Raw genomic sequence first — 11,677 nt, forward strand, 5'->3', positions numbered from 1 at the left:
AGGATACAGGAGAAATCGGAGCCGCATCGTTCCCCACCACACGGCTAGTCCTCACGGCGGCGCAGCTGCTCGAAGACCGCGCGATATTCGGCGACGACTTCCGAGAATGTACGTTGACTGTTCTTGTCGGCGAACTTCCGGGTCATTGCTGTTACTTCGTCAGGATTCGACAACATCTTCCTGATGCTTTCGGCCAGCGAGTCGGGATCGGGCGCCGTAAGCCATCCGACCGCGCCCCGTGCGACGGCCTCCGGTATGCCTCCGAAGCGGGTGCCGAGGAAGGGCTTGCCGGCGGCCTGGGCATCAGCGACCACGATGGGGCCGGGCTCCTCCCAGATCGGTGGAATCACCACGACGTCGATTTGACGATAGAACGTTTCGGGGGCGACAAATCCCAGGAATTCGATCTGGGCTTCAGGTGCCAAGGCACGCAACCGCTCCTTCATCTCGGTGCTGGCAGAGCCTGCGATCACCAGCTTGACGGCGTTTGGCGGCAACGAGCCGACAGCCTTGACGAGATTGTAAATGCCTTTCTCCTCCGTGAGGCGCCCGATGAAACCCAGCGTCAGGAGGTCGGCCGGGCGTCTGGGCTCGGGCGCGACCGGGGGAAGTGCCGAAGCGTGTCTGATGACCTGGCGAAGCGGGGTGTCTGCGAAGAGGCCCAACTCCGTGTGAATATCCAGAATGCGCTGGCTCACGCCAACGATCGCGCTGAGCTGCCTGGTCGCGGTGCGGCGGCTTACGGTTAGTATCTTGCAGCTGAAGCAGGTGTGCGTGCAGGTGCTGCCGTGGGAGAAGCGCGAACATCGCGGGCATGTCAGGTAATAATCGTGCAAGGTGTGGACGATGGGGACGCCGTGGTCGGATGCGGCCTTCCAGACCGCCGTCGTCAGGCCCGACAGATTATTGGAATGCAGCACGTCAGGCCTGAACGCCTTGATCCGGTCGGCGACCAATTTTGTCGATCGTCGCCAATCCTCGACCGCGTGCCAGAGTCCCCGCATTGGTGCGCTGTGCTGTTCGGTGAACGGCAGATAGATGTTACTGACCGGCTCGGAATAGATATCGACATCGTCGCATGATTCCGTTTGCTGGTTGGGGGTTGACGCGGCGCGGATCACTTCCACACTGTCCCCGCTGGCGACGAAGCCCTCGACCAGTTTGCGTACGAATATTTCCGCGCCGCCGATGACCTTTGGGGCCAGCGGCGTCGGATAGAGGGATGTTGTAACAAGGACCCTCATCAAAAATGAGCCGTCCCGGCGGAGATCGTATAGCGATTGGTTGCAATTGCTCTCATTGATACAGAACTGTCCCCCTAGCTGTCGGCCGAATACATCTCCAAATATTCGCGCGTAATGGTCTCAGGCGTGAACTTCTCCGCAAAGTCTGGTCGCGGAGGCCGGCTTTTTTTCCATCGAGCTGCCTCGTCGATCCCCTTCAACATTAGTCCGGCCAGCTCGCGGTGATCGCTTGGTTGGTACATACCGATAAGGTTGGAAAACCCCGATATCTCCGGTATCCCACCCGCAGTGGAACAAATTGTGGCGCGGCCGGCGCTAATTCCCTCGATCAGGGTGCGCGGCAGCGGCTCCGGCCAGACCGAGCTGATCAGGCAGACGTCGATACCGGCATAAAAATCCTGAGATCTGGCAAAGCCCAGCCACTTCACCCGGTCGCTCGGGTGACGGGCCTTGAATTCCCGGACATCGGACTCGAGCCCGCTACCGGCAATCTTGAGCTGCCAACCGGTGTCGGGCAGCAATTCTGTGGCCTTGAGCACGACATCGATGCCTTTCTCGGCTTCGATCCGCCCGATGAATCCAAACGTCAGGTCATTCTCATCGGAGGGCGCCGCCGCGGGGGCAAGCGCGCTCGTGTCGGCAATGTTGAAGATCACGCGATCAGGAATCCCCGAAAAATATCCGAGACGTTGATGTCGATCGAGCACGTACTGGCTGTTGGAGGCGACGGCATCGACCATGCGCGAGGCGAGCCGCGACGAAGCGGTCATGGCTGCGCAGGACGTGCATCGGCGCTCGCAGGTAGCGCCATTCTTGAAAAGCGTCGACCTTTTGCAGATCAGCGAGTAGTCGCGCAACGTATGCACGATCCTGATGTTGCGGCGCCTGGCTTCCGACCAGAGCGCCGCTGAAAATCCCGTCAGGTTGTTGGTGTGGACGACGTCAGGCTTTTCAATATCCAGGATTTCCGCGAACCGTTTGGCAGCCTTCCGGTTCCAGGTGTCACGCAAGTGCCATTTCAGGCGTTGCAGCCGCGATGGCTTTCGATCCTGGCCGAATGGCCAGTAATCATTGTCGATCTGAAGCCTGTAGACGCGGACGCCCCTTAAATCGCTGACCGCGGTATTCTTCGCGTCATGCAGGCTGACGACGGAAACCTGATGGTGGTTGCGGGAAAGGGCTTGCGCGAGCAGCGACACGGAAACTTCAGCGCCCCCGATGATCTCCGGAGGATAAAGCGTATTGACGATGAGTATTCTCAAGGATCGCCTCAGGTTGGAAGCTTACCGGTGCGAGAGTTCCATTCGCCGAGGGAAATTGAAGGCGACGGAAGTCGGGCCATCTGCATCGACCGGCAGCAGGGTTCCGATGCGGCATGCCGTTCCGGCATTTGGCTTCGGTGTTTGATTGGCAGAGATAGGTAGTCCCGCGATCGGCTGCCATGCCTTTTCAGTTACAGGGCATGTCGGAACAGCGTGCGGGTCCTGGCGCGCGCCCGATGTGTTCCGGCTCCTGATCAAGGCAAGGGATCTCGTCCATGGCGCGATTGCGAGCCAATCGATTGCCCGGACGCGTCCATCCTCGCTTGTTGCGACTCGAGTTGGGCGATGCTCCCTAGCCTATCTCGAGTTCGCAATGGTGGCACTGATATTTGCCGCGTTCGTGGTTGCCGCGTTCAGCGGATTCATCAGCTTGATGAACTCGGTCGACGGCGACTCCGCTACCGAAATCACGTCGTGATCGCGCATACGGAATGAGTCCGCGTGGAACCAGCCGTCGGGCTTGCTCATGTCGAACTTGTAGATGGCGGGCGCCAGCTGGGTCGGGAACTGAGACACTTCCAGTCCGATCTTCTCCAGCAGCGGCTTTGGTTCGAAGCGATAGACGAAGATCGATTTGGCATCGGCGCGGATGCCGTCCAGACCGCCGGCTTTCGCCAGCGCTTCAGCCAACGTCATGCTGTCGTTTTCGAAGGTGAAACGGCGGTTGTTGGTGCCGCCGATCGAGCCGGGCGACGGTGTCGAGCCGAAGACCATGAACACCCTCGGAATTCGTGTCAGGAAGACGACGTCGCCGGGAGCGAGCAAGATGTCTTCGCCGGGATGACGGACCACGCTCGACATCGACTCGTTGTAGGTACGACCGCCTCGTTTGATCGTGATGGTGGATTCGTAAGAGGGGTATTTGGGACCGCCCGCGCGCGCGATGGCGCCCATCAGCCGAATGCCGCCGGGGTCGACCGGGAAGCGCAGCGGCGTGTTGACCTCGCCAAGCACGCTAACCTGATTGCCGCGCTGCTCAGCAACGCTGACGACGGCTTGTGGATCGATGGCGCGATCCTTGAGACGTTCGCGAATGATATTGCCCACCGCGCGCGGGGTCAGGCCGGATACCTTGATCGCACCGGCATACGGGATGTTGATATTGCCCGACTGGTCGACCTGCTGACGTGGAATGTCGACGAAATTACCCGGCCTCACGCCCGCTTCGCGCGGGATGAACAGACCGCCGGCCTGGGCCTCGTAAACGGTGACGGTAACGATATCGCCGACACCAATGGTCACATCGCGGTAATTCCCGCCAGGCAACCGGGAAAACACCAACCCCGCCCCGTCGGTAAAGGAATTGGTGGCCTGCAGCACCACCGGATTAATCGGCATCAGTATGTAGGGAAGCGGTGCCGACGGCTGCGTAACGATCGCCGCGTTCGAATGCGTCGCTGATCCATCCGGCGCATCCGTCGGAATAAAGCCCGCGCAGCCGCCAAGGCCGAACGCCAGTGCCGCAAAAAGAGCAGAAGAACAAATCAACCCTCTTGCTTTTGTTCTTCCTTTAATCACTGCAGCACCCTCGTGATACGCTTGGTCCAATTTAAAACTCTTCGTCCCATTTAACCGTAGCAATCATCCGGATCCGAAGTCACTCCCGAGCGGCCGCCTTCCGAGGTAAAGCCTCGGCCATGTGACCTTCTTGCAACTTGCACTGAGAGGGTTCTGAGCAAAACCTGGCTAAAGTTTGAGCATGGCGTGTATTGTCAGTAAATACGCCATTTTATCGTCACTATCTCGCCTTCATACCCGGCGGGAGAATTAAATATCGTATTATTCGTCGCTATTTAATATAAGGGCGACGGCGCGCATGCGCTGCGGCGGGTGACTGCGGTGCCGGGTGGATCAAGGTCGACATGCAAGGTCGAGCGGCCGGCCGGGGGATCAGCCGAACGATCCCTGGGACGCCGAGCTTAAAACTGCGGAAATACCAGGCGCGGAACGCCGCTCGGCGCACTGCCGAGCGCCCGCCCCGGGGTGGTACAGGCGCCCAGGACAGCCGTCCCGGATCGGCTACGGCGGGCGGACGCAGGATTTGAACGGCTAGGTGGGTTCTTGCTTCGCGGCGATCGATGAACGAACGCGGTCGCTTAGCCAGTGGCCAAAGAACAGAACCCTGGTGACGATGGAATGGCCAGGTCCACCGGGCGATTTAAACAGCGATGGACGCCCGCTCGCGGCATCGGATGGATCCGCAGCGTGAGATTTGGCCGGGTTATCGGCTGAGGCAGGATTTGGCCGGATCGGTCGGAAGTACATTGCCAGGGCGAAAAGGATATTAAACACGAACCAGCCTGCCAGAACGTACAGCAGCGTTTCCAAATGGAAGCCTCCTTAAGGGGCGTCCGCCACTTATACATGAGTTGGCATGGGGAACTCCCCGCAAATCGATCCTGCAGCGCAACAATATTTCGCGCGGCGCACCGATAGCCGGTTGTCCAATATTTGTTAGGGATTTCAGCCGTTAAGCACGAGTCTCCTGGATTGACGTAACTACTTACTAATCCGGGCCCCCTAGCTATACTCGCTCCAAACGAGAAAAAGGGAGGCAGGCGAAATGGATGCCCTACCGATGGCATTGTTGGCGTTCACCGCGGGATTTTTGACCTGCGCGTTGCTCGTCGCTGCCCTGATACGGTGGTCGTTCTCCGACAGGCGCGAGCGCGGGAACGAGCCCGCCGCGAGCAATGACCATAAGCCGCCGGGCGCAGTCGACTTTCTGTGGCTGGGCAGGTGATTTGACGAAGCCCGGCCGCCAGTCGTTCGACGAGGCGTCCAGGCGTTTGAAAATTAATGCCTTTGAAAATTTAATGTCTTTGAAAAATTAGGTCGGCGCAGCAAGGCGGCGGCGACGATCAGAAATTGTTCGGCAAATCCGATTGCAGTTCGGCCTGTTGCCGGGATCGGATGTGATCGCCTCGACCGAGGTCGGCATAGACCTGGCTGAGGACGCGATGCGTCTTCTCGATGTCATAAAGCTGTCTGAAGCGCTCGTAGCCTCGCAGACCGACCGCAGGCAGATCGAGCTTCAGCGCGCGCCGAAACCCTTCAACGAGTTGGGCGGCGGAAGCCGGCTCACAAAGCACACCCGTCACGCCATCTTCGACGATTTCCGGCAACGCGCCGATGCGAAAGGCAATGATCGGTTTGGCCGCCCGCATCGCCTCGAGGGCGACGAGGCCGAAGGCCTCCCAGCGTGAGGGGATGACGACGAGATCGGCCTTTTCGAGCTGGGCCTCGATCTGGTGTCGATCCTGCCAGCCCAGCAACGAGACGTTGGAGGGAAGCGCACGCCCCTCATCCTTGTATTTGCCGATCACCGAAGCCCCGACGATCCGGACGTCCACCTGGCCCTCGAGCGCGCGGGCGGCTTCGGTCAGGAGATCGTACCCCTTCTGGCGGTCGAGGCGGCCGATGAACAGAACCCTGGTCTTTTCCGAAGGCCATATCGCCGAGACGGTATCGAGCAGCGGACGGTGCTTCGAAATACCGTTGTGCACAAGAACCAGGCGATCGGCTTCAATTCCGGCCTGAACCCCCTCTTTGTACTCATCCCTCGAAATGCAGATGATCCGATCCGTGATCCTGGCCAGGATACCTTCCGTGATTTTGGTGACCTGATGGCTCAGCCGGCCCGTCTCGCGAGAGAAAGCCCAGCCGTGCGGACAGTAGACGACCCGCGGCCGCTTGCGCCTCAGCAACAGGAACGGGCGGAGAACCAGTCCGGCAAACGAGGAGTGCAGGTGAACGACATCCGGTTGCTGGCGGTGAACAGCGCGCAGGGTCGCCACCAGCATCCGGAACAGGCCCGAAATACCCCGGTCCGAACGGCCGAATTCCGTGATTTCCGCGTCTTCGATCCCAACCAAATCGGCCCGATGACCGGATGGTATCACGTAGTGCACGTTGCCGGCGCCGAGGCTGGTCCGCTGGTGGGGGTGCAGCTCGTTGAGATAAGTCGCGATGCCGCCCCGGATCGTTTCGGCGACATGCAGAACTCTCATGGTTCTAACCTGACTGCTGGGCACCCTTAATCCTTCATTTTCTTCACGCTGATACGATAATTAATTCCCATACGCAGCAATAATTGGGCCGCGATGTGGTGGGCTCCTGCCTTTGTTCAGGTTTAATACGTTTATTTAAATTTTAAACTGGGGATTTTTCGAGAAAACGCAACATCGCGGTAGCGGATTTAGCCCACGAATAGGCTGCCAGGCGCGCTTCCTGTTTCTGCCGCTCGGGGCCGGATATGCCTCCTGCTGCAATTCTTTCGAGCATGCGTTGATGCAGCTCGTCCACGTTGAGCGGGTCGAAATAGGCAGCGGCGTCGCCGCAGGTTTCGCGTACCGCGTCTGCCGTACTCGCTATCACCGGACAGGCGAAGAACATTGCCTCCAGCGGGGGCACACCGAAGCCTTCATAAAGGCTGGGGAAAATAAATGCATTTGCACGCGAAAACAGCGCCGCGATCTCTTCGTCGCTGAGCCGGCCCGCCATCACAACCCCGGCCTTTGCGGCGGTGGGGCCGTCCGAAAACACCTTGCTGTTGTCGCCGCCGACCACGACGAGCGGAATATCCGCGCGGCCCAGCCGCTCCGACGCCTGAATGGCCAGCGAAACGTTCTTGTTCTTCGTCATCGACCCGACGAAGAGAAAATACCTGTTGGGCACGAGGCCCAACCGGTCGATTACGCGAAAATCCGGCACTGTTGCCGCAAAATGCTCCGCGCTGTTGGAAAACACCGGAATGGCCGACGGTGCCAACCGCAAGGCGGCGGCGAGTTCGCGCCGCGAGAACTCGGAAACCGTGGCAATTGTCGCGGTTCGGGCCAGCAGATGGCCCAGCGTCCGGTGCAGCATCAGATAGCTCCGGCTGAAGAAATCCGGCCGGCGAAACACCTGTGCGTCATGCAGGACGACGAGGTGATTACGGTGAAGAACCGGCCCGGAGTTGGCGAGGCTGATCAGCCGGCCATCCGCCGACGCCCGCGCAAGGTCGATCTGATCCCAGGCATGCCCGGTCCGCCGGCCTACCTGTCTGGTCCTGATGACAGCGAGGTCGAGCTCGGCCTTCGCGTTGGGCGGGGTGAGGAGCTGCCATTCCGCCGCGAGCAGGGGCTGCGCGGCTTGCCCGGACGCCAGCAAGCGATCCATGGCCTTAACCATTTCGGCGGCATAGCGCTGAACGCCCGTGAGCGATTGCGACAGGAATCTACCGTTGATGCAAATTTTCAAAGACGATCTTCTTCAGCTTTCACGCACGCAGTGTTGGCTGCTGCCTTGTTAGTGGGCACGAGGGAGTGAGTTCGAGTTGTGCCAAGTCTGGCATGGCGAAGTCTGGCATGGCGAACCATCCGTGGGAACCGTTCCGCACGCATGCTGCCTCCGTTAAATCAGCACATGCCGTGCTGGCAAGAGAGGCTCAATCAAAAGCAAACCAAACGAGCATGTCGGCCTCATGAATCTTGCAGCGTGCTAATTGTTTAGGAACGAATTTGGTTTGATGTGATCAGGCGCGCGCTCGGCTGGATTTAATTGGTGGGATGGAACTCACCGCGCAACAAAAAGCACACATTCTGCGCGCATGGGACGTGTGCGGGCATGTTTCCTTGTTGGATCAGCGCGAAATGGTGGAGCGGGATTTTCGCAATGGCTGGGTCTGGTCCAATTAAGGCAAGCGCCGTTCTCGTCAACGGCGTGAGGTCGTGCGTTCCGGCAGTCATGACGACGGTGGTTTTCAGCTTCTTCATTAATCTGCTCGCATTCACCAGCCCGCTTTATATGCTGCAGATCTATGACCGGGTGATCGGCAGCCGCAACGAGACCACGCTGCTCGGCATCACGCTGCTGGTCGGTTATCTCCTGATCATCAATGCGCTGCTTGAGATGCTGCGCTCGCGCCTGATGGTTCAGGCCAGCCTCGCCGTCGACAGCAAGCTGGCCGGCTCGGTCTTTGATGCAACGCATTCCGCCGGCCTGCATTTCCCCCGTCTTGCCCAGGGACAAACGCTGCGGGACCTCGATTCTGTTCGCGAGTTCATCGCCGGTCCCGCGCTGATTGCGCTGTGCGACTTGCTGTGGATGCCGATCTTCATCGTGACCTGCTTCTTTCTTCACCCCTGGTTCGGGGCTATCGCGCTGGTCGGTTCAGCCCTTATCTTCCTGTTGACGCTTGCCAGTGAGCTCGCCACCACGGGCCCGATGAGCCTGGCGTCCAAGTCGTCGATCGCGGCCAACCAGAAGGCCGTATCTGCGCTGCGCAACGCCGAAGTCATTCACGCCATGGGCATGCTCGATGTCCTGCGCGAGACCTGGATTGCGCAACACGCCCATGTGCTCAATCTTCAGGCAATCGCAGGCACGCGGTCAGGGTTGATGGCGGCCGCGTCCAAGTTCGTCCGCATGTTCCTGCAAACGATGGTACTGGGGCTTGGCGCCTATCTTGCAATCCACAATCAGATTTCCGCGGGCATGATCATCGCCGCCTCGATCTTTGTCGGGCGGGCTCTTGCTCCCGTCGAAGGCGTCGTCGGAAACTGGAAGGGACTGACCAACGCGCGCAACAGCTGGAGCAGACTTGTCAAACTGTTCGCCGTCGCCGGCGCGGAGCCGAAGCGGGTGAGCCTGCCACGACCGGTCGGCCATCTGACGCTCGAGGCGGTCACCGCAGGGCCTCCGGAACAGTCTCGCAGCACCTTGCGGAATATCTCGTTCGAAGCACGACCGGGCGAAGTCGTGGGCATTGTCGGCCCGAGCGCCGCCGGAAAATCCAGCCTGGCTCGGGTGATTACGGGCGTGTGGCGACCGTCGTCAGGCAATGTGCGTCTCGACGGCTTCGATTTTTCGCACTGGAATCCGCGCGAACGCGGTCGCTACATCGGTTATCTGCCGCAGGACATCGAGCTGTTTTCCGGAACCGTCGCGCAGAACATCGCGCGCTTTCAAGAGGTCGACAGCGAAGCGGTGATCGAAACCGCCCGACTTTGCGGATGTCACGAGATGATCCAGCTCTTGCCGGACGGCTACAACACGGCGGTCGGCGAGGGGGGCGCGACGCTGTCGGGCGGTCAGCGCCAACGCATCGGGCTTGCGCGGGCGTTCTTTGATCGTCCGGCCCTGGTCGTGCTCGATGAACCCAATGCAAGTCTTGACCAGGGCGGCGAGGAAGCGCTGGTCCAGGCTGTCAGGCGATTTCGCTCGTTCGGCACCACAATCATTCTGATTACCCACAAGATCAGCGTACTGACCGTCGCCGACAAGATCCTCGTGCTGGAGGGCGGCATGGCGCAGGTGTTTGGGCCCCGCCACGACGTGCTCAAGCATTTGATCGCTCCTCCCGCGCCCGTTCGGGCTGCGGCAGGCTGAGGACGTCATCATGTTCAAGCTTCCCTTTTCAATTCCTGCGCGCTTCAAGGCCGGTATTCCCCGCCGCGTCCCCAATTCGCTGCCATTCGTGCATGCGCAAGGCAAAACGGCGATCGCCGGATACACGCTCATCATTTTCACCTTCGGCGTCATGGGGGGATGGGCGGCTGTCGCACCGCTCGACCGCGGCGTCGTTGCGCAGGGCGTCGTCATGATCGAGGACAGCCGCAAGGTGGTGCAGCACCTCGAAGGCGGCATGGTGAGCGAGATTTCGGTCAGAGAAGGCCAGTCCGTCGTCGAGGGTCAATTGCTGGTCAACCTGTCGCCGCTGCAGGCGAGCTCGGGGCTCGATACGGTGCGTAGCCAACTCGACGGCGCGCTCGCGTTCGAAGCGTCGCTGGTTGCCGAAATCGATCGCCGCGATCGCATCACCTTTCCTCCGGAACTGCTCGAGCGGCAGGCCGCGTCCCCGGTCCTGGCCAGGATCGTCCAGGACCAAACGCTGCAATTCGAAGAGCGCAAGCGCTCGCGCGCGACCCAGATCACGCTGATCGAATCCAAGATTCAGCAGCTGAGGTCGGAAATGGAAGGCATCGCCGTCGAGAAGTCATCGACCGAGAAGCAGATCGGTTTCCTCGACGAGGAGTTGACGGGCCTGCGCTCGCTGAAAGAGCGGGGATTGATCCCGATCACGCGCGTGCTTGCCATGGAAAGGGAGCGCACGCGCCTCGAAGGCATCATCGGCCGTGCCATCGCGGATACGGCGAAAGCGACCAACGGAATCAGCGAAGCTCGCCTGCAGGTCATGCAGCTGGAGCAGAAATTCCAGGAGGAGGTCTCGGCCCAGCTGCTGGAAACGCGCCAGAAGATCAACACCGCGAAGGAAAAGCTGATCGTGGCGCGGGACTTGTTCACCCGCCTCGATATTCGTGCGCCACGGGCAGGCACCGTACAGAATTTGAAGGTGTTCACGGTCGGACAGGTCGTTCGTGCCGGCGAGTCGCTGATGGAAATCGTTCCCAGTAACCAAAAGCTCGTCGTCCACGCCCAGCTTCCCGTCAATTCGATCGAGCATCTCAGCGTGGGGCAGACTGCCGAAATTCGTTTCCCGGGGCTCCGCGCGCGCGGCATTCAAATGATGACCGGAAAGCTGGCATCCATTTCGCATGACAGGCTGGTGGACGACGTTACTAAGCAGCCCTATTTTCTCGGCCTCATCGATCTCTCCGATGCCAAGCTCGATGCACGCTACCGCGACAAGCTGATCGCGGGCATGCAGGCCGACGTCGTGGTCGCGACCGGCGAGCGCACGGCGCTGGAATATATCGTGTCGCCGCTGACGGACGCCCTGCATACGTCTTTCAGGGATTGAGCGCGCAAACAGCGATTTAAATCTTGCCATGGCGTGGCGGGTAACTGGCGCCACTCACCCAGATGAGAAAACAGCGGCCGAGCTCAATTGACCGGCGAACTCACACCTCCAGCGGTTGCAATTTGGGCAATCTGTCCGGCATGATGCTGTCGCATGCCTGCCCGTCGTCTTGAATAGGTAAGCCCCAGATCGTGGCACTATTCTTGCGTTTCATTGTCATTCGCATTTCGTGATCGACGGCTAGGTCGTGCGGTGATTGACGGGAGATCCTTCGTGCAAGAAACAGGCGTGCGTAACGGTGCCTTTGGCGCCGATAAATTCGGTTTAAAGAAACTCAAAGAGGTTCGCTGGAACCTCGGAGCGCCGCA

Annotated in this window: 8 protein-coding genes; 2 read left to right on the forward strand and 6 right to left on the reverse strand. The window is 60.0% G+C overall.

Annotation, left to right across the window (positions count from 1 at the left end; all coding sequences use genetic code 11):
• Positions 1-44 precede the first annotated feature (44 nt).
• The 6 genes from JQ629_RS30430 to JQ629_RS30455 form a co-directional block, all read right to left on the reverse strand.
• Positions 45-1,244: a glycosyltransferase family 4 protein gene (locus JQ629_RS30430; RefSeq protein ID WP_212415744.1), complete on the reverse strand. Its 1,200-nt coding sequence runs from the start codon at positions 1,242-1,244 to the stop codon at positions 45-47.
• A 74-nt stretch (positions 1,245-1,318) separates the two neighbouring features.
• The gene (locus tag JQ629_RS30435) at positions 1,319-2,506 is read right to left on the reverse strand and encodes a glycosyltransferase family 4 protein (RefSeq protein ID WP_212415745.1); all 1,188 of its coding nucleotides are present in this window, start codon (positions 2,504-2,506) and stop codon (positions 1,319-1,321) included.
• A gap of 357 nt (positions 2,507-2,863) precedes the next feature.
• The gene (locus JQ629_RS30440) at positions 2,864-4,114 is read right to left on the reverse strand and encodes a polysaccharide biosynthesis/export family protein (RefSeq protein WP_249135385.1); all 1,251 of its coding nucleotides are present in this window, start codon (positions 4,112-4,114) and stop codon (positions 2,864-2,866) included.
• Between the two features lie 501 nt (positions 4,115-4,615).
• Positions 4,616-4,894 carry a hypothetical protein gene (locus JQ629_RS30445; RefSeq protein WP_212415746.1) on the reverse strand — a complete coding sequence of 93 codons (279 nt, stop codon included), beginning with the start codon at positions 4,892-4,894 and terminating at the stop codon, positions 4,616-4,618.
• A 533-nt stretch (positions 4,895-5,427) separates the two neighbouring features.
• Positions 5,428-6,576 carry a glycosyltransferase gene (locus JQ629_RS30450; protein WP_212415747.1) on the reverse strand — a complete coding sequence of 383 codons (1,149 nt, stop codon included), beginning with the start codon at positions 6,574-6,576 and terminating at the stop codon, positions 5,428-5,430.
• A 142-nt stretch (positions 6,577-6,718) separates the two neighbouring features.
• A complete protein-coding gene (locus JQ629_RS30455) occupies positions 6,719-7,807 on the reverse strand; it encodes a glycosyltransferase family 4 protein (RefSeq protein ID WP_212415748.1) in 1,089 nt (362 codons plus the stop codon).
• Positions 7,808-8,221: 414 nt separating this feature from the next.
• Here JQ629_RS30455 and JQ629_RS30460 point away from each other — a divergent pair, with 414 nt between their 5' ends.
• The gene (locus JQ629_RS30460; RefSeq protein WP_283815967.1) at positions 8,222-9,937 is read left to right on the forward strand and encodes a type I secretion system permease/ATPase; all 1,716 of its coding nucleotides are present in this window, start codon (positions 8,222-8,224) and stop codon (positions 9,935-9,937) included.
• Between the two features lie 10 nt (positions 9,938-9,947).
• The gene (locus JQ629_RS30465; protein WP_212415750.1) at positions 9,948-11,309 is read left to right on the forward strand and encodes an HlyD family type I secretion periplasmic adaptor subunit; all 1,362 of its coding nucleotides are present in this window, start codon (positions 9,948-9,950) and stop codon (positions 11,307-11,309) included.
• The last annotated feature ends 368 nt before the right edge of the window (positions 11,310-11,677 follow it).

Source organism: Bradyrhizobium sp. AUGA SZCCT0222 (genome assembly GCF_018130205.1).
In the GTDB taxonomy this organism is placed as follows: Bacteria; Pseudomonadota; Alphaproteobacteria; order Rhizobiales; family Xanthobacteraceae; genus Bradyrhizobium.

What these genes read in the sequence shown, in the direction of transcription:
- JQ629_RS30465 (WP_212415750.1), top strand. Translation starts at nt 9,948, where the DNA reads ATGTTCAAGCTTCCCTTTTCAATTCCTGCGCGCTTCAAGGCCGGTATT.
- JQ629_RS30450 (WP_212415747.1), bottom strand. Translation starts at nt 6,576, where the DNA reads ATGAGAGTTCTGCATGTCGCCGAAACGATCCGGGGCGGCATCGCGACT.
- JQ629_RS30460 (WP_283815967.1), top strand. Translation starts at nt 8,222, where the DNA reads ATGGCTGGGTCTGGTCCAATTAAGGCAAGCGCCGTTCTCGTCAACGGC.
- JQ629_RS30430 (WP_212415744.1), bottom strand. Translation starts at nt 1,244, where the DNA reads ATGAGGGTCCTTGTTACAACATCCCTCTATCCGACGCCGCTGGCCCCA.